General features: G+C 69.0%; 19 protein-coding genes. 11 read left to right on the plus strand and 8 right to left on the minus strand.

Going from position 1 to position 19,283, the window contains the following annotated elements; all coding sequences use genetic code 11:
- Window positions 1–109: 109 nt before the first annotated feature.
- The 3 genes from IT40_RS11875 (at window position 110) to IT40_RS11885 (ending at window position 4,557) form a co-directional block, all read left to right on the plus strand.
- Complete coding sequence (locus IT40_RS11875) at window positions 110–2,185, plus strand: TonB-dependent receptor (RefSeq protein WP_036755085.1); 2,076 nt, start codon at window positions 110–112, stop codon at window positions 2,183–2,185.
- Between the two features lie 100 nt (window positions 2,186–2,285).
- Window positions 2,286–3,560: an NtaA/DmoA family FMN-dependent monooxygenase gene (locus tag IT40_RS11880; protein WP_243700216.1), complete on the plus strand. Its 1,275-nt coding sequence runs from the start codon at window positions 2,286–2,288 to the stop codon at window positions 3,558–3,560.
- Between the two features lie 175 nt (window positions 3,561–3,735).
- Window positions 3,736–4,557, plus strand: a complete 822-nt coding sequence (locus IT40_RS11885; protein ID WP_116171180.1) for a hypothetical protein — start codon at window positions 3,736–3,738, stop codon at window positions 4,555–4,557.
- Between the two features lie 392 nt (window positions 4,558–4,949).
- On the opposite strand, the gene IT40_RS11890 is transcribed toward IT40_RS11885, so the two are convergent.
- Window positions 4,950–5,636, minus strand: a complete 687-nt coding sequence (locus tag IT40_RS11890) for a type 1 glutamine amidotransferase domain-containing protein (protein ID WP_036755093.1) — start codon at window positions 5,634–5,636, stop codon at window positions 4,950–4,952.
- Window positions 5,637–5,647: 11 nt separating this feature from the next.
- On the minus strand, window positions 5,648–6,913 hold the full coding sequence (locus IT40_RS11895; RefSeq protein WP_036755096.1) for an NADH:flavin oxidoreductase/NADH oxidase family protein: 1,266 nt from the start codon (window positions 6,911–6,913) through the stop codon (window positions 5,648–5,650).
- 74 nt (window positions 6,914–6,987) lie between these two features.
- On the opposite strand from IT40_RS11895, the gene IT40_RS11900 reads away from it, so the two are divergent.
- The 8 genes from IT40_RS11900 (at window position 6,988) to IT40_RS11935 (ending at window position 14,240) form a co-directional block, all read left to right on the plus strand.
- A complete protein-coding gene (locus tag IT40_RS11900) occupies window positions 6,988–7,353 on the plus strand; it encodes a MerR family transcriptional regulator (protein WP_036755099.1) in 366 nt (121 codons plus the stop codon).
- 638 nt (window positions 7,354–7,991) lie between these two features.
- A complete protein-coding gene (locus IT40_RS27550) occupies window positions 7,992–8,465 on the plus strand; it encodes a FeoA family protein (protein WP_083539143.1) in 474 nt (157 codons plus the stop codon).
- Window positions 8,462–10,780 carry a Fe(2+) transporter permease subunit FeoB gene (feoB, locus tag IT40_RS11910; protein WP_036755101.1) on the plus strand — a complete coding sequence of 773 codons (2,319 nt, stop codon included), beginning with the start codon at window positions 8,462–8,464 and terminating at the stop codon, window positions 10,778–10,780. The genes IT40_RS27550 and feoB overlap by 4 nt, the downstream gene beginning before the upstream one ends.
- A complete protein-coding gene (locus tag IT40_RS11915; protein WP_036755104.1) occupies window positions 10,777–11,034 on the plus strand; it encodes a FeoC-like transcriptional regulator in 258 nt (85 codons plus the stop codon). The genes feoB and IT40_RS11915 overlap by 4 nt, the downstream gene beginning before the upstream one ends.
- Window positions 11,027–11,377 (plus strand): hypothetical protein, encoded by a 351-nt coding sequence (locus IT40_RS11920; protein ID WP_147307302.1) that lies wholly within the window; start codon window positions 11,027–11,029, stop codon window positions 11,375–11,377. Before IT40_RS11915 ends, IT40_RS11920 begins: the two co-directional genes overlap by 8 nt.
- Window positions 11,374–11,679, plus strand: a complete 306-nt coding sequence (locus IT40_RS28560) for a hypothetical protein (protein WP_036755106.1) — start codon at window positions 11,374–11,376, stop codon at window positions 11,677–11,679. Before IT40_RS11920 ends, IT40_RS28560 begins: the two co-directional genes overlap by 4 nt.
- 2 nt (window positions 11,680–11,681) lie before the next feature.
- Window positions 11,682–12,167: a hypothetical protein gene (locus IT40_RS11930; protein ID WP_052095882.1), complete on the plus strand. Its 486-nt coding sequence runs from the start codon at window positions 11,682–11,684 to the stop codon at window positions 12,165–12,167.
- Window positions 12,168–12,170: 3 nt separating this feature from the next.
- Entirely contained in the window at window positions 12,171–14,240 is a 2,070-nt protein-coding gene (locus IT40_RS11935; RefSeq protein ID WP_036755110.1) for a heavy metal translocating P-type ATPase, read from the plus strand.
- Between the two features lie 129 nt (window positions 14,241–14,369).
- Here the strand turns inward: IT40_RS11935 and IT40_RS11940 are convergent, their stop codons facing one another.
- The 6 genes from IT40_RS11940 to IT40_RS11965 are packed head-to-tail and all read right to left on the minus strand — an operon-like array spanning window position 14,370 to window position 19,269.
- Window positions 14,370–15,107 (minus strand): aspartate/glutamate racemase family protein, encoded by a 738-nt coding sequence (locus tag IT40_RS11940; RefSeq protein WP_208021356.1) that lies wholly within the window; start codon window positions 15,105–15,107, stop codon window positions 14,370–14,372.
- Between the two features lie 44 nt (window positions 15,108–15,151).
- Window positions 15,152–15,859, minus strand: a complete 708-nt coding sequence (locus IT40_RS11945; protein ID WP_036755112.1) for an aspartate/glutamate racemase family protein — start codon at window positions 15,857–15,859, stop codon at window positions 15,152–15,154.
- A gap of 7 nt (window positions 15,860–15,866) precedes the next feature.
- Entirely contained in the window at window positions 15,867–16,589 is a 723-nt protein-coding gene (locus tag IT40_RS11950; protein ID WP_036755114.1) for an ABC transporter ATP-binding protein, read from the minus strand.
- A gap of 4 nt (window positions 16,590–16,593) precedes the next feature.
- On the minus strand, window positions 16,594–17,376 hold the full coding sequence (locus IT40_RS11955) for an ABC transporter ATP-binding protein (protein ID WP_036755116.1): 783 nt from the start codon (window positions 17,374–17,376) through the stop codon (window positions 16,594–16,596).
- Window positions 17,373–18,389 (minus strand): branched-chain amino acid ABC transporter permease, encoded by a 1,017-nt coding sequence (locus tag IT40_RS11960; protein ID WP_240540221.1) that lies wholly within the window; start codon window positions 18,387–18,389, stop codon window positions 17,373–17,375. Before IT40_RS11960 ends, IT40_RS11955 begins: the two co-directional genes overlap by 4 nt.
- A gap of 10 nt (window positions 18,390–18,399) precedes the next feature.
- On the minus strand, window positions 18,400–19,269 hold the full coding sequence (locus IT40_RS11965; protein ID WP_036755119.1) for a branched-chain amino acid ABC transporter permease: 870 nt from the start codon (window positions 19,267–19,269) through the stop codon (window positions 18,400–18,402).
- Window positions 19,270–19,283 lie beyond the last annotated feature (14 nt).

The following is a 19,283-nucleotide window of genomic DNA, read 5'->3' on the forward strand; positions in this document are numbered from 1 at the left end:
GGGCGCGCTATGTGATTGACATGCGGAATGCATTGCGCAATGGGGCACACATGCCGCCAGCAAGGTTCCCCTGCCAGCCCGCGCTTTTGCCGACAAGCCCGAGGAACCCATGCCCAAGAATCATCGCAGGCGGCTGACGCAAGGGGTCAGCCTGGTCACGCTTCTGGTCGCAGCGCCGCTGCAGGCGCAGGAAGCCCCCGCCGAAGCCATCACGCTGGAGACGGTCATCATCACCGGCGACACCATCACCCGCGACCTGATGGAGACCCCCAGTTCGGTTTCCGTGGTGACGGCCGAGGAGCTGGAAAAGGAAAAGCCCGGCAAGGCCGAGGTCCGCAGCGTCATCGCCGGCACGCCGAACGTGCTCTATACCGACAACGTCAGCACGCCGGTCATCCGCGGCCAGGACGCGCAGGGGCCGCATACCGGCGCCAACGCCTTCTTCGCCGGATCGGTGCCGCGCGCGACCATCAACCTCGACGGCCATTATCTCAGCTATAACGAGCTTTACTTCGGCGCGACCTCGACCTGGGACGTGGACGGCGTCGAGGTGTTCCGCGGCCCGCAGACCACCGCGCAGGGCGCGAACGCCATCGCCGGCGCGATCATCGTCAACACCAAGGATCCCAGCTTCACCCCCGAGGGCGCGTATCGGCTGGAAGGCGGCAACTACAACCAGCGCGCCGCATCCTTCATGTGGTCGGGGCCGATCACCGAGGAACTGGCCGCGCGGGTCTCGCTGGACTATTCGGCCCGCGACACCTTCATCGACTATGTCGGCTCGAACTTCATCCAGAACGAGATCGGGCAGGACTTCCTGAACGCCAATGCGCGGCTGAAGCTGCTGTGGCAGCCGGCCGAACTGCCGGGCCTGTCCGCCAAGCTGACCTACAGCCACAGCCGGATGAAGCGCCCCAGCGCCGAGGGCGCCTCGGAACCCTATGACGAGCTGGAATCGATCGCCACCTGGATGCCGGGCTGGGACCAGACCACCGATACCGCGATCCTCGACGTGGATTACGACATCGGCAACGGCCTGGTGCTGAGCAGCAGGACGCAATATTCGACCTCGGATGTCGAGCGCCGCGTCGGCACGCCGACCATGGGCGATGCGAATGTCGCGCAGGACAATTACTCGAACGAAAGCAAGCTGACCTTCGGCACGCCGGCCGACGGGCTCAGCGGCGTGGCCGGCATCTATGTCGCCTTCACCGACCAGGACGAATGGCTGAACCAGGGCGGCATCTCGACCTTCCGCGACGAGAAGTCGAACCTGGGCCTTTACGGCGAGGTGAACTGGCGCATGGACGAGCGTTGGACGCTGTCGGCGGGCCTGCGCTATCAGCGCGACCATATCCGCCGGCAGGGCGACGTCTCGCCGCTGTTCGCCAACAGCGACGTGGATTACGACCACACCTTCGACGCGCTGCTGCCCAGGCTGACGCTGGCCTATCAGGCGACGCCGGACTGGAGCGTCGGCGCGCTGGTCAGCAAGGGCTACAATCCCGGCGGCATCTCGCTGGACTTCGGCTATTCCAAGGAATGGACCGAGTTCGACGCCGAGACCGTCTGGAACTACGAGCTGTTCACCCGCGCCGAACTGCTGGAAGGGCGGCTGATGCTGACCGGCAACCTGTTCTACATGGATTACAGCGATGCGCAGCACAATATCGCGCATCTGGTCAACGGCGTGACCTATCTGCAGACCGTGAACGCCCAGGATGCCCGCGCCTACGGGCTGGAGCTGGCCGCGGACTGGCGCGCGACCGATGCGCTGACCCTGCGCGGCAGCATGGGCCTGCTGCATACCAAGTTCGAGCGCTTCGACCAGATGCCCGCCTACGAGGGCAACGAATTCGCCCGCGCCCCCGGCAAGATGCTGACGCTGGGCGCCAGCTGGGATGCGACCGACCGGCTGAACCTGGGCGGGCAGCTGCGCTATATCGACGGCTATTATTCCAACACCGCCAACACCCCGGCCTATGCGGTGGACGGCTTTACCCTGGTCGACGTCAATGCCAGCTACCGTGTCAACGACCGGGTCGAGCTTTACGGCTATGTCAACAACCTTCTGGACGAACGCACGCCGACGCTGCTTGAAGCGGCGCGGGGGAATGTGGTCTTTACCCAGGGCAGCATGACCTCGCCGCGCATGGTCGGCATCGGCATCCGCGGCACCTTCTAGGCGGCTGCACCGCGCAATTCCGGCCGGCGCCCCCGTGGCGCCGGTCTTCTTTGACAGGCAGGCAGGGCGAATGATGCTCCGACCAAGACTTTGCATCGGCATGTCCGTTGCGCCCACATGGCTCAGCGGCGAAGGCTGGCGGCACAGGGACAGCGGCATCGAGGGGCTTTATTCCAGCGACCTGGCGCTGGACGTGGCCCGGCGGGCCGAGGCGGCGCATATGGATTTTGTCTTTCGCCCCGACGCCAGCTTCCTGCCCCTGCCGGTGATGGCGCAATCCTTCGGCTTTTCCAGCCTGGACCCGACCCTGCTTCTGGCCTCGATCGCGCAGGAAACCCGCCGGATCGGGCTGGTCACGACCATCTCGACCACCTTCGGCCATCCCTATCACGCCGCGCGCCAGCTGATGTCGCTGCATTGGCTCAGCCGGGGCCGGGCGGGGTGGAACGTCGTCACCGCCTTGCAGGGCAACGAGAATTTCGGCCTGCCCGAGATGCCCTCGTCCCAGGCGCGCTATGCCCGCGCGGCCGAGTTCACCGAGGTGGTGCGCCGGCTCTGGGCCAGCTTCCCGGCCGAGGCGCTGCTGGTCGACCGCGAGAACGGCCGCTATGCCGATACCGACCTGATCCTGCCCATCGACCACCACGGCCCGCAGTTCCAGGTCAGCGGGCCGATGAACCTGCCGCAATATCCCGGCCCGGACATTCCGCTGATGCAGGCCGGCGGATCAAGCCTGGGGGTGGATTTCGCCGGGCAGGTCGCCGACATGGTCTTCGGCATGACGCCCGACATGCCGACCGCGCTGGAGATGCGGCGGCAATTGTCCGAACGCGCGCTGGCCCATGGCCGCCAGCCGCGCGACGTGCGGCTGTTGCCGGGCCTGAGCCTTTACCTGGGCGAGACGCGGGACGAGGCGCGGGCGCTGTTCCTGGCCACCCACGCCCGGATCGACCGCCGCCAGCGCATGCGGCTGGCCCAGGAATTCCTGGGCCTCGACCTGCGGGACTGGCCCGAGGACCGGCCGATCACCCCGGCGGACCTGCCGGCCGACCACCGCTCGTCCCGCTGCGCCAGCCATTGCGAGGCGCTGCGCCGCATCCTGCGCGACCAGCGCCCGACGCCCGCCGACCTGCTGGCCCGGCCCGAGATCCTGGCCTCGGTGCATTGGCAGGTGATCGGCACGGTCGAGGATGCGGTCCAGGAGATCGCCGCCTGGTTCCGCGCCGGCGCCATCGACGGCTTCATCGCCGTGCCGGGCGGCTCGATCCGCTCGCTGGACCTGCTGCTGGAGGCGCTGATCCCGCGGTTGGTGCAGGAGGGGCTGTTTCGGCCGCGATACTCGGCCGACACCCTGCGCGGCCATCTGGAGGAATGACCGGCCGCCCGGCCGCAAACTGCGCGAGTGCAGGATCGGGACAGCGATCCGGCTCCCGCTGGCGGTTTCGCGGGCCTGGCTGCCTGTCACGGTCGTGCCCCGTGCTACCTCATTGCCCGATGACAGGCCGCTCGCGCCGCCTATAGTGGTCCAGCGCAGTGCAGGAGGATGAATCATGCATGTTGTATCGCTGCTTCGCACCGACATGTTCGCGATCCGCATCGGTGGCAGGCCCGCAGGGCTGGACGAGCTTTTCCCCGGCTGGACCGAGCTTGACCGTTTCGGCCTGGTGATCGACGAGCCCGTGGGCGGGGTCGGCGCCACCCACCTGCTGCAATCCGCGATGATGGCCTATTACGATGCCAAGCCCTCGCGCCGCAGCAGTCGCGCCGTCTATCCCGAGATCTATGCCTTCCATATCGGCAAGTGCCACGGCGCCCATGCGCCCTATGATTTCTGGCCCGCCCGGCGCGAAGTGATCCTGCGCACCGACGATCACCGCGAGGTGCTGGATGCGATCAACGACCGCGGCATCACCCGCCTCGCCGTTCCCGACCGTCCCTTGCGCGAGGTGGTGCATCGCCCGAAAGAGGTCGAGGCGGCGCTCGACCGCATCGCCTCTGCCTTCGTCTATGACGCTTCGGGGCGGGTGACGGGCGGCGATGTCGAGATCGCGGGGACCGACAGGCGCACCGAGTTCAATCCTGCGCAGGTGCTGCGCCCGGTTTCCGAGATCGTCGCGATGCGCCGTGCGCCCGGCGCGGTCTCGAGCAGCGGCATCCCGATCAAGGAAGCCGATGACGATTATGCGCATTGGCTGGTCGCCTGCGACGCCGAGATCGCCCCCGAAGAGCGGGAAAGGGCGCTGCAGACCCGGCAGGCCCTGCGCTCGCCCGAGGGGCTGGCGACCGAGACCTACCGCCGGGTGGAGGTGTCCGAGGCGCTGAAGCGCCTGGCTTCCGCAGGACAGCCCCGCCACGCCGCTGCGGCGGAATGAGGGCCGCGGGACATTCGCCATGACCCACCGGCCCAGCGGCATGGTGTGACGCCTCCCCAATCAGCCGCGCAGCATCCGGGCGATCCGTTTCGCCATGGCTTTGGCCGAGGCGCTGAAGCGCCTGGCTTCCGCAGGACAGCCCCGCCACGCCGCTGCGGCGGAATGAGGGTCGCAGGACATTCGCCATGACCCACCGGCCCAGCGGCATAGCGTGGCGCTTCCCCGGTCAGCCGTGCAGCATCCGGGCGATCCGTTTCGCCGTGGCCTTGGCCGAGACGCTGAAGCGCCTGGCTTCCGCAGGACAGCCCCGCCACGCCGCTGCGGCGGAATGAAGGCCGCGGGACATTCGCCATGACCCACCGGCCCAGCGGCATAGCGTGGCGCTTCCCCAATCATTCCCGCAGCAGCCGAGCGATGTGCCGGGCAGTGGCCTTGGCCGAGGCGGGGTTCTGGCCCGTCACCAGCCGCCCGTCGGCGACGACATGCGGGACGAAGGGCAGCAGTGCCTTGCGGTAGAGCGCGCCCCGCCGGGCCATCTCGGCCTCGGCCTCGAAGGGCATCGCCTTGGCCACCCCGGCGAGGATCTCCTCGCGCCATGAAAACCCGGTGACGCGGCGGCCCGCCACCAGAAGCCGGCCGTCCGAAAGCCGGGTGTTCAAGAGCCCGCAATAGCCGTGGCAGACCGCGCCGACGATGCCGCCCCGCTCCCAGATTTCGCGGGTGATGCGCTGCAATCCGGCGCTGTCGGGGAAATCCCACATCACGCCATGCCCGCCGGTGAAATAGATGGCGTCGTAATCGGCCGGGTCGATCCGGTCGGGCGCGGCGGTCTCTTCCAGCAGCGCCATCCGGGCCGGATCGTCCCGCCAGGCCCGCGCCGAGGCGTCCAGCAGCGGCCATCTCAGCGCCCGCGGTTCCAGCGGCGCGCGGCCGCCCTGCGGGCTGGCCAGGTGCTGGGCATGGCCCTCGGCAGCGAAGATGTCCCAGGCATGGGTCAGTTCCGACAGCCATAGCCCGGTGGGGTGGCTCGGGTCGTCGTAATGGGCGGTATTGGTCACGACATGCAGGATGCGTTTCATGGCCGATCCTCTCACGCCTGACGGCGGGCCTGCAACCATGCGCGATAGCGGCGGCTGCGCCAAGCGGTCCTGACCTGGTCGAGGACCGCCACGCCGGGCGCCCAGGCGCGGGGCGTCGGTGCCTTGCCCGCGCCCATGCGGCGCAGTTGCAGCTTGGCCAGCGCCATGGTGGCGAGGCTCGCCAGCGGGCGGCTTTTCCAGCGCACCCCTGGCACCTCGGCCACCGCCTCGCCCGCGCGCCAGCGGTTCGGCAGGTCGGGCGCCCAGGCCAGCGCCTGCGCAAGGCCGACCATGGCCACGCCGGGGCGGCCGTCATCGGGGGCCAGCGCGGCCTCGGCCGTGGCGCGGCGGCGGATGCCGCCCGTGACCAGCACCGGCATATGCGCCACCGCCACCACGTCGCGGGCGAAATCGACGAAATAGGCCTCGCGCGCCACGGTGCTGGCGGCGGCGGGGCGGCCATGCATGGCCGGGCTTTCGTAGCTGCCGCCCGATAGCTCGACCAGGTCGACGGGCAGGTCGTTCAGCATCCGCACCACGGCGACCGCATCCTCGGCCCCGAACCCGCCCTTCTGGAAATCCGAGGAGTTCAGCTTGCCCCCCAGTCCGAAGCCGGGCGAAACCCGCGCGCGCACCGCCCGGACGATCTCGACCAGCAGCCGGGCGCGGTTCTCCAGGCTGCCGCCCCATTCGTCGGTCCGCAGGTTGGCCAGCGGCGACAGGAACTGGCTCAGCAGATAGCCATGCGCGGCATGGATCTGCACCCCGTCGAAGCCCGCCTGTTCGGCCAGCGCGGCGGTCTCGGCAAAGCGGCGGATCACCTCGGCGATCTCTGCGCCGGTCATGGCGCGGGGCTTGGCGAAGAGACGCGAGGCGCCCTCCATTCGCATCGGCACCGCCGAGGGGGCGATGGCCTCGGGCGTGGTGCGGGCAAAGACCTGGCGGCCGGGATGGTTGATCTGCATCCAGAGCCGCGCGCCATTCACGCGCCCCGCCGCCGCCCAGTCCTTGAACGGCGCCAGCGGCTGGCTTGCGTCGAGGATAACCCCGGCAGGCCCCGTCACCGCATCGGGCGCGACCATGACATTGCCGGTGACGATCAGCCCGGCGCCACCCTCGGCCCATTGCCGGTAAAGCCGGCCCAGGCGTTCCCCCGGCAGGTGGCGCAGGTCGGCCATGTTCTCCTCCATCGCCGCCTTGGCGATGCGGTTGGGGATGGTCTGGCCGCTGGGCAGCTGAAGCGGCTGGAACAGCGGGGATTGGGACATATCCGGCATGCGGCGCGATCCTTTCTTGTCGTGTCGCATCGGGATATAGGGTTTGAACCTAGGTTTAAGGTCAAGGGGCCGGAATGAAGATCGGCGAGATCGCGAAAGCGGCGGGGGTGACCACCTCGCGCATCCGCTTCTACGAAAAGCGCGGCATCATCGCGCCCGCCGAGCGCGGGCCGAACGGCTATCGGGACTACCCCGAGGAACTGGTCGCGCTTTTGCGTTTCATCGAGCACGCGCAGGGGCTGGGCTTCACCCTGCGCGAGATCGCTAGCGTCGAGGTCCGTTCCGGCCCGCATCCGATCTCCTGCGCCGAGGCGATCCGCCTGCTGAGCGCAAAGCGCGATGCGGTGGACGCGCTGATCGCCGAGGCGCGGCAACGAAAACGCAGGATCGAGGCGCTGATCGGGGAATTGCAGGCGAGCCAGGCGGGGACCGCGGGATAAGGGCGGGGAGGGCCCTTGGCCCCGTCGGTGTCGAGTGTCGGGCCAAGCCGGCTTGCGATTGCCTGCGACGATCTCGATCGTCCTGCTGTTTACGCAGGGCGGCCGGATCGTTGACGAGAATCCGGATCTCGACTCGGTGCGTGAGGCGGAGGTCGGTGTCCCAAGGGGGCTGCTGGGAAATGGTGCCTTGGCGGCGATCCGTCGGCTTCGGCACCGGGACAGGTTCAGAGGAAAGGCTGGCCGCGGTTTCTCGCCTGCGGCGCGGGGCGGCATCTGGGGGCTGTTGGGAAACGCGGTCTCGGCGATGCGATCCGTCGGCTCAGGCGCGGGGACGGGTGCAGAGGAACGGCTCGCCGCGGGCGGCAGACCGTGGTGCCGAGCGGCGATCCCGCGGGCGGCTATGCGGGAAGGCTGGCGATCCCGGTCGATTTCGCCGCCAGGCGCGGCATGGGCATGGCGCCGCCACCCGGAAACGGCTGAGCCGCGCGGCGCGGGACAGACCCCTTTGGCCCGGCCGGGCCGGGCACGGCGCGCCTGGATTGATGCGGATCAAGGACGGCAGGGGCGAATCGGGCTAGGATCAAATGATCCGGGCAAGCCGCCGCCAGCTCGTTTCCTCCTTGCCAACGAGGTCATCCATGTGCGCGGTATCCCTTGACGAAGCCCCGGACGGCGCGCTTGGGGTGCGCGCCATCGAGGCCCCGCCCGAAGAACAGCTTCGCCTGTCCGATCTTGGCCTGCATGTCGGCTGCCGCCTGCGCGTGGTGCAGCGCAGCGGGGCAGGGCTGCTGGTGTCCATCAACGAGGATGCGCGGCTGACGCTGGACCTGGACACCGCGCGGCGGGTCAAGGTGCGGCTGCTGGAACCGGCCATGCCGGCGCTGACGCTTTCCGACCTGGTGCCGGGGGACAGGGCGCGGATCCTCGGGCTGGGCCATGGCGCCGCAGGCTATCGCCAGCGGCTGATGTCCATGGGCCTGACGCCCGGCGTCGAATTCGCCATCACCCGCGTCGCGCCCCTTGGCGATCCGGTCGAGATCAGCCTGCGCGGCTTTGCCATGAGCCTGCGCAAGGCCGAGGCCGCCCTTCTGTCGGTGGAGAAGCTGCAATGACCATCGTCATCGGCGTCGTCGGCAACCCCAATTGCGGCAAGAGCACGCTTTTCAACATCCTGACCGGCGCGCGGCAGGAGGTGGGCAACTGGCCCGGCGTGACGGTCGAGAAAAAGACCGGCCGCTTCCGCCACCAGAACCCGGTCTATGAGCTGGTCGACCTGCCCGGCGTCTATTCGCTGGGCGCGACCGTGCAGGTGTCCGAGGACGAGCGCGTCGCGCGCGACTTCGTGCTGTCGGGCGCGGCGCAGGTGATCGTCAATATCGTCGATGCTTCGAACCTGGAGCGCAACCTCTACCTGACCACGCAGCTGCTGGAGATGCAGGTGCCGATCGTGGTCGCGCTGAACATGGTCGACATCGCGGCGCGGCGGGGGCTGGCCATCGACCGGGCGGGGCTGGAGCGCTCGCTCGGCTGCCCGGTGATCGAGGTCGTGGCCTCGCGCGGGACCGGCATCGAGGCGCTGAAGCGCGCGATCACCGCCGCCCCCGGCCCAGGCACCGAGCCGCGCTATGCGCCCGAGATCGAGGCCGCCGTCGCCGCGCTGATGCCCCATGCCGGCAGCCGCTGGCGGGCGCTGAAGCTGATCGAGGGCGACCCGCCGACGCTGGCCGGGACCGGGGGCGAACTGGAATCGCAGATCGCCGCCGCCCGCGACGGGCTGGAGCGCGCGCTGGGCGAGGACAGCGACATCCTGATCGCCGATGCCCGCTTCGGCTTCGTGACCGGGATCGTCTCTGCGGTGCTGACCCGGCCGCATGACGTCTCGCGCACCATGTCGGACCGGATCGACCGGGTGGTGCTGAACCGCTGGCTGGGGATCCCGATCTTCCTGGCGATGATGTATCTGATGTTCTTCTTCACCATTTCTATCGGCGGCGCCTTCATCGACTTCTTCGACATCGCGGTGGGCGCGGTGGCGGTCGACGGCTTCGGCCGGGCTCTGTCCTCGATCGGCCTGCCGGAATGGCTGGTGGTGCTGCTGGCCGACGGGGTGGGCGGCGGCATCCAGACGGTGGCGACCTTCATCCCGATTATCGCCTTTCTCTACCTGTTCCTGTCGGTGCTGGAGGATTCGGGCTACATGGCGCGGGCGGCCTTCGTCATGGACCGGGCGATGCGCTTCATCGGCCTGCCGGGAAAAAGCTTCGTGCCGCTGATCGTCGGCTTCGGCTGCAACGTGCCCGCGATCATGGCCACGCGCACGCTGGAAAGCCGTCGCGACCGGCTGCTGACGGTGATGATGGCGCCCTTCATGTCCTGCGGGGCGCGGCTGCCGGTCTATGCGCTGTTCGCCGCCGCCTTCTTTCCCGAAACCGGGCAGAACCTGGTCTTCCTGCTATACGTCATCGGCATCGCCGCGGCGGTGCTGACCGGGCTTCTGCTGAAGAACACGGTGCTGAAAGGCGATGCCTCGCCCTTCATCATGGAACTGCCGCCCTATCACCTGCCGACCTTCACCACGGTGATCCTGCGCGCCTGGGACCGGCTCAAGGCCTTCATCGTCAAGGCCGGGCGGGTGATCGTGCCGGTGGTCGTGGTGCTGAATTTCCTCAATTCGGTCGGCACCGACGGCAGCTTCGGCCACCAGGACGAGACGGATTCGGTCCTTTCCGCCATCGGGCGCGGCATCGTGCCGGTGTTCCGCCCCATGGGCATGACCGACGACAACTGGCCCGCCGCCGTGGGCGTCTTTACCGGCATCCTGGCGAAAGAGGCCGTGATCGGCACGCTGAACGCGCTTTACACCCAGCTTGGTGTGGCGGAAGCCGGCGGCGAGGCGGCCGAGGAAGAGGCGCCCGGCATCGGCGAACAGATCGCGACCGCCTTTGCCACCATTCCCGCGAACCTGGCCGATGCCTTCGGCTCGGCCGGCGATCCGCTGGGGATCGACGTCTCCTATACGGCCGAGGGCGAGGATGCGGTGGCCGAGGAGCTTGAGGTCGCCCCCGCCGCCTTCCGCGCGATGGAGGCGCGTTTCGACGGGCAGGCCGGCGCCTTCGCCTATCTGCTGATGATCCTGCTCTACATGCCCTGCGTGGCCGCGGTGGGCGCGATCTGGCACGAGGTCGGCTGGCGCTGGACCGCGTTCTCGGCCGGCTGGACCACGGGTCTGGGCTGGACGGCGGCGACGCTGTTCTACCAGGGCGCGCGCTTCGGCCGCGACCCGGCGCAGGCGACGCTCTGGATCGCCTTTTGCCTGGCGCTGCTGGCCGGGTCGATGGCCGCGCTTTGGGCGGTGGGCCATTCGGTCGCGCGCAGGCGGCTGCCCGAGCGCCCCCCGCTGCCGGGCCGGATCGGAGGTGCTGCATGACCACGCTGGCCGCCCTTCGCGACTATATGGAGCGCGCGCATCGCGCCAGCCTGACCGACCTGTCCATCGCGCTGGAGACCAGCCGCGACAACGCCCATGCGATGATGCAGATCTGGGCCGCCAAGGGTCGCGCCCGGCTGGTGGCCGATGCTTGCGGTTCCTGCGGCAAGGGGCCCGTTTGCTGCACCTGCCCGGTGGCCGAGATGCTGCCCGAGGTCTGGGAATGGATCCCGCGCGAGGTGCCCCATGGCTGATCCCATGCCCGATCTGGCCCCCTTCCTGCACCTGCGCCGCCATGTCACCGTGGCCCATCACGTTGCCGGCCGCATCCGGCTGAAGCTGGCGCCCGCGGCGCTCAGGGCCATGCCCTCGGCCGATCCGGCGCCGTTCCTCGACCTGCTGCGCCGCCTGCCGGTGCGGATCGCGCGGCTCAACCCGGCGGCGCTGTCGGTGGTGGTGGAATACGATCCGCAGGTGATCGGCGCGGCGGATTGGCAGGTCATCTTGAACGGAGGGGCCGCGGAGATCGCCGCGGCCCTGAATCGCCAGCTTGGGGACGGCGCGTCCCCGCACCAGTCGCAAAGGAGCATCCCATGAGCAACGATTATCAATCCGGCCCCGGCCAGCCCCACGGCTGGGGCTATGGCCAGGGGCCGCAGGGCGGACCCTATGGCTATGGTCCGGGACCGGGACCGCGCCGGGTCGATCTGCTGGACGTGCTGGAGGGGGTGATGCAGGACGGGCTCAGCCTGTCGAACCTCGGCCGGATCGCACGGGCCAGCGGCTCGAAATTCTGGCTCGGCGCGGCCATCGGCGCCGGCGTGGTGGTCCTGGCCCGCAAGCCGGAACTGCGCGAGGTCGTCTCGCACGTCTTTCACAAGCCCGGTCAGGAGGGGTGAGCATGTCGAGCAAGGATAACGGCGGGGTGCATTATCACTATCACTTCTACGGCAGCCAGGGCTGGCCGGCGCCCGATCCGGCCCAGCAAATGGTCCCGCAGCCCCAGCCGCAACCCCAGCCATGGGCCGGCCCGCCGGCCTTTCCCGGCTATCGCGGCCAGCCCGGCCAGCCCGCGCCGGGCATGGCCAATCCACACCCGCATCCGCAGGCGGATTCGCTGGTCAAGGGGCTGGCGGTCGGCGCCGGCGCGGCCTGGCTTCTGACCAGCGAGCCGGCGCAGCGCGTCATCATGCGCACCGCGGTGCAGCTTTGGGCGACGCTGCAGGGCGGGATCGAGGAGTTGAAGGAACGCTATCACGACGCCGAGGCCGAAGCGGCCGCCGAAGCCCCGGCGACGCCCGAGGCCCCCGCCGAGGCCCCCGCTGAGCCCCAGGCGGCGGTCGATCCCCAGGCCGACCGCAGCGGCCCGCGCCCGGTGAACGGCTAGGCCATGCGGATCGCCCATGAACTGCCCGGCCGCCTGCGCCTGCGGCTGCCGGCCGATGCCGCGCTGATCGCGCGGGCGGGGGCGGCGATCCGCGCCCTGCCGGGCGTGACCGGGCTGCGGGTGAACCGGCGGGGCGGCTCGGGCGGGGGCCCTCATGACGCCCGCCCCGGCCTGCGCGCGCGCATCCTCGCCACCGCCGCCAACCCGCCCGCCCATGCCGAGGGCTTCGTGCCGCCCGAGGGGGCGGACGGGCTGGACCTGGCGCTGGCGGCGGGCTCGGTCGCCGGGGCCTTCGCCCTGCCGCGCCCCCTGGCCGCGCTGGCCACCTGGGCGAATGTCGCCCGGCCGGTCCTGACCGGCGCCGGGGCGGCGCTGACCGAGGGGCTGAAGGTCGAGGTGCTGGACGCCATCGCCATGGGCCTGCCGGCGCTGCGCGGCGAATACGGCACGGCGAACTTCACCCGCTTCCTGATGGAGCTGGCGAATTACATCGAGGCGGGCACCGAGCAGCGCTCGGACGAGCTGTTGCGCACGCTGCTGCACCGCCGCCCCGACGACGTCTGGGTCGAGCGCGGCGGCCAGACCGTCCGCGTCCCCTTCGACAGCCTGCAGGGCGGCGAAAGCGTCGTGGTCGGCATGGGCGAGACCGTGCCCGTCGACGGGCTGGTGCTGGCGGGCGCGGGCTATGTCGACCAGTCGGCGGTGACGGGCGAAAGCCTGCCCCTGTCGCGGATGCCGGGCGAGGTGGCGCTGTCGGGCAGCATCGTCACCGACGGCCGGCTGGTGATCCGCGCCGACCGGGTGGGCGACGCCACCACCACCGGCCGCATCACCCGCTATATCCAGGAGGCGCTGGAGCGCCCGGCCGAGATCGAGACCGTGTCCGAGCAGCTTGCCGACAAGCGCATCGGCATCACGCTGGCCTCGGCGGCCGGGGTCTTTGCCGCGACGCGCGACTGGCGGCGGATGGAATCGGTCTTCATGGTCGATTATTCCTGCACCGTGAAGCTGGGCACCCCCATCGCCATCAAGAGCGCGATGTATCGCGCGGCAAAACAGGGCTGCCTGATCAAGTCCGGCCAGGCGCTGGAGGCGCTGGCGGGCGTCGATACGCTGGTCTTCGACAAGACCGGGACGCTGACCCACAATACGCTGCAAGTCACCGACATCGTGCCGCTGGCCAGGGGCGTGGACGAAGAGCGGGCCGTGGCCATGGTCGCCTCGCTGGGGGAACACACCGCCCATCCCATCGCCCGCGCGGTGGTGGAACTGGCGCAGGCCCGGCATCTGGCTCATGTCGCGCATGAAGAGGTGAACTTCATCGTCGGCCATGGCGTCGAGGGCAGGATCGGCGGCAACGTGATCCGCTTCGGCAGCCGGCATTTCCTGGAAGACGACGAGCATGTCTCCTTCGCCGCCGAACGCGCGCGGGTCGAGGCGCTGAAGGCCGAGGGCAAGTCGATGCTCTATGCCGCGCAGGACGACCGCCCGCTGGCGATGTTCGCCCTGCGCGACCGGCTGCGGGACGAGGCGCCGCCGGTGCTGGCGCGGCTGCGGGCGATGGGCATCCGGCGCATGGTGATGATCACCGGCGACGCGCGCGAAAAGGCGCTGGCCTTCGGCCGCGTGCTGGGCATGGACGAGGTGCATTACGAACAGCAGCCCGAGGACAAGGCCAGCCTGATCGCCGCGCTCAAGGCGCAGGGCGCCAAGGTCGCCTATGTCGGCGACGGGGTGAACGACGGGCCGGCGCTGATGGTGGCCGATGTGGGCCTTGCCATGCCGCGCGCGGCCGACATCGCGCGGGCAACCGCCGATGTGCTGCTGGTCGAGGACCGGCTGGACGCCTTGGCCGACGTGCTGGAGATCGCGCAAGACACGATGGCGCTGATCCGCTCGAACTTCCGCGTCGCGGTGGGGGTGAACTCGGCGATCCTGGCCGGGGCGACGACGGGCCTGCTTGCGCCCGCGACCACGGCGCTCTTGCATAACGGCACGACCATCGCGGTCCTCGTCCGCTCGATGCGGCATCGGCGGGCGCTTGGCATGACGCGCAGGCCCGCCGGCGCCTGAGCGGCGCCAGGCCCGGCCGTTCCGCAGGCTTGCCGCGACGGCGATCCGCCTTGCCTGGCCGGCATCACGGGCGCGCCAGGCCGCGGCCGGCTTGCCGTGCGGATCACCCGGCCGCGGCCGGCGACGGTCCTAGTCGATCCCGGCCAGGGCGGCCCTTGTCGCCGCCGCCACCGCCACGACCAGCGGAACCTGGAACTTGTCCTGGATGCGCATCGCGGGGGCCGAAAGCGGGCCGCCGCCCATGATGATCGCCGCCGCGCCCTTTTCCGCGATGGCCCGTTCGACCGCATCCGCCAGCGCGGCGTCCAGCGCCTCGGCATCCTTGACCAGCTCGTTCGGATCCCCCTCCGTCACCGTGACGCCCCGGTATTGGTCGGCATAGCCCAACTCCTCGGCCCGCAGGCGGAAGGATTCGAGCAGCCCCTCGTCGGGGGTGATGGTCACGATGGAGAAAGGCCGGCCATCCCGCGCCGCCTCGTGGAACGCCTCCTCGCCGATGCCGAAGACACCGATCCCGGTCACGGCCTGGCGCAGCTCCGGCAGGCCCGGATCGCTGAAGGCGGCCACGATGACCGCGGCGACGCCGGGCTCGGCAGCAACCTCCTGCCCGATGGCGGCGACGCCCCTGGCGGCATTCGCCATGTCCTCGGGCGTGGTCAGCAGCGCGGGAACGCCTGCATTCGTCCGCTCGACGATGGTGGCGCGGTCGCCGGCGACGCCGCGGGCCAGATCGGCCATGCTTCTGGTCGCCTCGGCATTGGAATTGGGGTTGATCAGCACGATGGCGGGCGTTTCCGCCAGCGCCTGGGGGGCGGTCGCCAGGGTCAGCATCAGCGCGGCCAGAACCGGATGGGTGCGGTGTTTCATCTGTCTTACCTCCGTGGGATCAGGATGCGCGGGGCGCGCCAGGGTCAGGCCGGGGCCAGCTTGTGTTGCGGCACCGGGGCATAGCCGCCCAGGCGGGACGTCCGCAACTTCAGCCGCACCATCGCCTCGCACAGGGTCACGGCACAGCTGACCCCGTCCAGCACGGGGACGCCATGTTCGGCGGCCAGCCGCTCGGTCAGGTCGGTCATCCCGGCGCAGCCCAGCACGATGGCCTCGGCCCGGTCGTCGGCGATGGCGCGGGCGATCTCGCGGCCGATGCGGGCGCTGGCGTTGCTGCCCGGCTCTTCCAGCTCTAGCACGGCGACCTCGGACGAGCGCACCCGCCCGCATCGCGACCACAGGCCATAGCGGTGCAGGTTGTGTTCCAGCGCCGGGACCGAGCGCGCCAGCGTCGTGACCACCGAGAACCTGTTCGAGATCAGCGAGGCCATGTGATAGGCGGCCTCGCCGATGCCGACCACGGGAATGTCGGTCAGGCAGCGCGCCGCATCGAGGCCGGTGTCGTCGAAACAGGCGATCACCACGGCATCGACATCGGGGGTCTCGCGGATCACCTGCAACAGGCCCGACAGGCTCATCGCCTCGTCATAGAAACCCTCGATGGAGGCCGGGCCGCGGGCAGGGTTGGCCGCCACGATCTCGGTTCCGGGCGAGGCCGCGCGCCGGGCGGCGGCGGCGATCTTTTCGGTCATCGAAGCGGTGGTATTGGGGTTCAGAACCAGAAGGCGCATGTTTTCCTCAGACATCCCCGCCCAGATAGGCGGCCTTGACGCGCGGGTCGTTCAGCAGCTCGCGCGAATTGCCCGACAGGACGACCTGTCCCAGGGACAGCGCATAGGCCCGGTTCGAGATGGACAGCGCCATGCGGCTGTTCTGCTCGACCAGCAGGACCGACACCCCCTCGTCGCGGCTGATGGCGACGATGGCCCGGGCGATGTCCTGCACCAGCTTGGGCGCGATCCCCAGCGAGGGCTCGTCCAGCAGCAACAGCCTGGGCTTGGCCATCAGCGCGCGGCCGATCACCATCATCTGCTGCTCTCCGCCCGAAAGCGTGCTGGCCTGCTGGTTGAAGCGTTCGCGCAGGCGGGGAAACCGCGTCAGGATGCTTTCCAGCGTCTGTTCGATGCCGGGCTTGTCGCTGCGGGTGAAGGCCCCCATCAGCAGGTTGTCCTTGACGCTCATCAGCGGAAAGACGCGCCGTCCCTCGGGGACCATGGCGATGCCCTTCCTGACGACCTCGGGGGCGGAGGTGCCGTCCAGCCGCTCGCCCATGTAGGTGATCTGGCCGGACTTGATCTTGCGCAGGCCGGTGATCGCCCGCAGGATCGAGGACTTGCCGGCCCCGTTCGCGCCGATCAGCGCCACCGTCTCGCCCTCGTTCAGTTCGATGGACACGCCTTTCAGCGCATAGACATGGTCGTAGTAAAGCTCGACATTGTCGAAGCTGAGCATCCTGGTCATGCGCTTACATCCCGATGGCCGCGTCTTCCGAGCCGAGATAGGCTTCGATGACGCGGGGGTTGGCCTGAATCTCGGCGGGGCTGCCCTCGGCGATCTTCTCGCCGAAGTTGATGCAGACGATCCGGTCCGAGATCTTCATCACCGCGGGCATGTCGTGTTCGACCAGCAGCACGGTCACGCCGCGTTCGTCGCGCAGCCTGCGGACCAGGGCGACCATGCGCATGGTTTCGTCGTGGTTCATGCCGGCGAAGGGTTCGTCCAGCAGGATGACCTGCGGCTGCGTGGCCAGGCCGATGGCCATGCCAAGCGCCCGCAGATGCCCCTGCGGCAGGTTCGAGGCCAGTTCGTCTCGGATGGCGCCCAGGCCCAGGAAGTCGATGATCTCGTCGGCCGAGCGGGCGAATTCTGCCTCGTCCGCGCGCGCGGTGGCGGTGCCCAGGAAATAGCCCAGCAGGCTGGCGCGCGAGCGCAGGTGATGCGAGACGATGACGTTCTCGCGCACGGTCATCGACCGGAAGATGGTGGTTTCCTGAAAGGTGCGCACCACGCCCAGCCGCGCCACCCTGTGCGGCGCCAGCCCCGAGATGCGTTCGCCCTTGAAGCGGACCTCGCCGGTGGTCGGCTTCTCGAAACCGGCGATCTGCTTGAACAGCGTCGATTTCCCGGCGCCGTTCGGCCCGATCACCGACAGGATCTCGCCGGGTGCGACGTCGAAGCTGATGTCGTTGTTCGCCGTCAGCCCGCCGAATTTCTTGGTGACGTTGCGGATTTCCAGGATCGGGCTCATTTGCCGCCCCCCTTTCGGTCAAACAGGCTCAGCACGCCGTTCGGCAGCACCAGCATCAGCGTGATCATCGCCCCCGAATAGATCAGCAGCTGGTATTTCCCGGCCACCGACAGCAGATCCCAGCCGAAATACAGCAGCAGCGTGCCCAGCATCGGGCCGAAGACATAGCCCAGGCCGCCGAGGAAGCAGTAGAGCATGAAGTTCACGCTGTCCTGCACCACGAAGGACGAGGGATAGATGGATTGCGAGATCGACACGAACATCGCCCCCGCGACGCCCCCGAAGAAGCTGGAGATGGCATAGGCCATGATCCGCAGCCATGCTGTGTTGACGCCGATGGAGGCCGAAAGCTCTTCGTTCTGCTGCAGGCTGCGGCACAGGTGGCCCAGGCGCGAGTTCACGATCCGCCACAGGATCACGTAGACCAGGATCATCAGGCCGATGGCGGCGAAATAGAACGCCTGGCGCGGGTTCTGCAGCGTGGCGAAATCGGGGATCAGGGTGATGCCGAAGACCGAGACGCCCCCCGGCAGCGGGATCGAGGTGATGCCCTTGGCCCCGTTCGTCACCGGCAGGGCCAGCGCGGTCAGCCGCGCCACCTCGGTCAGCACCAGCGTGACCATGGCGAAATAGACGCCGCGCAGCCGCAGGATCGGCAGGCCGATCAGCACCGAGATCAGCGCGCAGAACAGCCCCGCCAGCGGCAGGGTCAGCCAGAAGCTGACGCCCGCCTGCGTGATCAGCACGGCCGAGACATAGCCGCCGGCCAGCGCATAGGCCCCCTGTCCGATGTTGATCCGCCCGATATAGAAGGTCAGCCAGACCCCCGCCGCCCCGATGGACAGCAGCGCCACCGAGGTCAGCGTATAGTAGAAGTCCCAGCGGCCGGTCGCCGCGATGAACATGGGCACGGCTGCGAAGACGAAGGCCAGGAAGGCGGCCACGCCCAGCATCTTGGGCATCGTCAGCCCCTTGCCGGCCGCCAAGGGCGCGGCGTGCGGTTGGTTTTGCATCGTCATCGCCTCAGCCCCAGGGTTTGCCCATCAGGCCCTGCGGCCGGATGGCAAGGAAGATCATCAGGGTGGCGAAGATCACCAGATAGGTCACGTCGCCATAGGAGGACAAGACCGACAGGCCGACGCTTTCCATCATCCCCAGGATGAAGCCCCCGGCGATGGCGCCCGAGATCACCCCGGCGCCGCCGATCATGATCATCAGGAAGGCCTTGATCGAGGTGGGGCCGCCCATGCCCAGGTTGACGCCGGTGATCGTGACCAGCAGCGCCCCGACCAGCCCGGCCAGCATCGCGCCCATGGCAAAGCCGATCATGGAATAGCGGTCCACGTCGACGCCCATCAGCTGCGCCGCCACCCGGTCCTGCGCCAGGGCCCGCATGGCGCGGCCGGCCTTGGAATATTGCATGAACAGGATGAAGGCGACGATCAGGCCGATGGCCAGCATCCCGATCAGGATGCGGTCATAGGGCATGATGATGCGGAAGTCCCAGTTGAAGACCCCGTTGACCACCTTGGGCACGCCGCGCTGCTTTTCGCCGAACAGCAGCAGGATCACCGCGTCCAGGAAGAAGGCGATCCCCGCCGCCAGAAGCATGGTGGATTCGTCGCGCTTGGAGCGGCGGATGACGGGGCGGAACAGGAACCGCTCGATCAGCCCGCCCAGCACCGCCAGCACCAGGGCCGAGGCGACCAGCCCAACGATGAACGGCATCCCCAGCTGCGCCACGACGGTGTAGCAGACGAAGCCGCCCAGGACATACATCTGCCCATGCGCGAAGTTCAGCACGTTCATCAGTGAAAAGATAAGTGTCAGGCCCAGGGCGATCAGGGCGTATTGCGCACCCAGATACAGGCCGTTTGCGATGATCTGTTCCATCCCGTCCTCGTGTG

The organism is Paracoccus versutus, from assembly GCF_000763885.1.
GTDB lineage: Bacteria > Pseudomonadota > Alphaproteobacteria > Rhodobacterales > Rhodobacteraceae > Paracoccus > Paracoccus versutus.

What these genes read in the sequence shown, in the direction of transcription:
- IT40_RS11955 (WP_036755116.1), bottom strand. Translation starts at nt 17,376, where the DNA reads ATGAGCCCGATCCTGGAAATCCGCAACGTCACCAAGAAATTCGGCGGG.
- IT40_RS11885 (WP_116171180.1), top strand. Translation starts at nt 3,736, where the DNA reads ATGCATGTTGTATCGCTGCTTCGCACCGACATGTTCGCGATCCGCATC.
- IT40_RS11935 (WP_036755110.1), top strand. Translation starts at nt 12,171, where the DNA reads ATGCGGATCGCCCATGAACTGCCCGGCCGCCTGCGCCTGCGGCTGCCG.
- IT40_RS11965 (WP_036755119.1), bottom strand. Translation starts at nt 19,269, where the DNA reads ATGGAACAGATCATCGCAAACGGCCTGTATCTGGGTGCGCAATACGCC.
- IT40_RS11940 (WP_208021356.1), bottom strand. Translation starts at nt 15,107, where the DNA reads ATGAAACACCGCACCCATCCGGTTCTGGCCGCGCTGATGCTGACCCTG.
- IT40_RS11895 (WP_036755096.1), bottom strand. Translation starts at nt 6,913, where the DNA reads ATGCCGGATATGTCCCAATCCCCGCTGTTCCAGCCGCTTCAGCTGCCC.
- IT40_RS11880 (WP_243700216.1), top strand. Translation starts at nt 2,286, where the DNA reads ATGTCCGTTGCGCCCACATGGCTCAGCGGCGAAGGCTGGCGGCACAGG.
- IT40_RS11950 (WP_036755114.1), bottom strand. Translation starts at nt 16,589, where the DNA reads ATGACCAGGATGCTCAGCTTCGACAATGTCGAGCTTTACTACGACCAT.
- IT40_RS11960 (WP_240540221.1), bottom strand. Translation starts at nt 18,389, where the DNA reads ATGCAAAACCAACCGCACGCCGCGCCCTTGGCGGCCGGCAAGGGGCTG.
- IT40_RS11920 (WP_147307302.1), top strand. Translation starts at nt 11,027, where the DNA reads ATGGCTGATCCCATGCCCGATCTGGCCCCCTTCCTGCACCTGCGCCGC.
- IT40_RS11890 (WP_036755093.1), bottom strand. Translation starts at nt 5,636, where the DNA reads ATGAAACGCATCCTGCATGTCGTGACCAATACCGCCCATTACGACGAC.
- IT40_RS27550 (WP_083539143.1), top strand. Translation starts at nt 7,992, where the DNA reads ATGTGCGCGGTATCCCTTGACGAAGCCCCGGACGGCGCGCTTGGGGTG.
- IT40_RS28560 (WP_036755106.1), top strand. Translation starts at nt 11,374, where the DNA reads ATGAGCAACGATTATCAATCCGGCCCCGGCCAGCCCCACGGCTGGGGC.
- IT40_RS11945 (WP_036755112.1), bottom strand. Translation starts at nt 15,859, where the DNA reads ATGCGCCTTCTGGTTCTGAACCCCAATACCACCGCTTCGATGACCGAA.
- IT40_RS11900 (WP_036755099.1), top strand. Translation starts at nt 6,988, where the DNA reads ATGAAGATCGGCGAGATCGCGAAAGCGGCGGGGGTGACCACCTCGCGC.
- feoB (WP_036755101.1), top strand. Translation starts at nt 8,462, where the DNA reads ATGACCATCGTCATCGGCGTCGTCGGCAACCCCAATTGCGGCAAGAGC.
- IT40_RS11930 (WP_052095882.1), top strand. Translation starts at nt 11,682, where the DNA reads ATGTCGAGCAAGGATAACGGCGGGGTGCATTATCACTATCACTTCTAC.
- IT40_RS11875 (WP_036755085.1), top strand. Translation starts at nt 110, where the DNA reads ATGCCCAAGAATCATCGCAGGCGGCTGACGCAAGGGGTCAGCCTGGTC.
- IT40_RS11915 (WP_036755104.1), top strand. Translation starts at nt 10,777, where the DNA reads ATGACCACGCTGGCCGCCCTTCGCGACTATATGGAGCGCGCGCATCGC.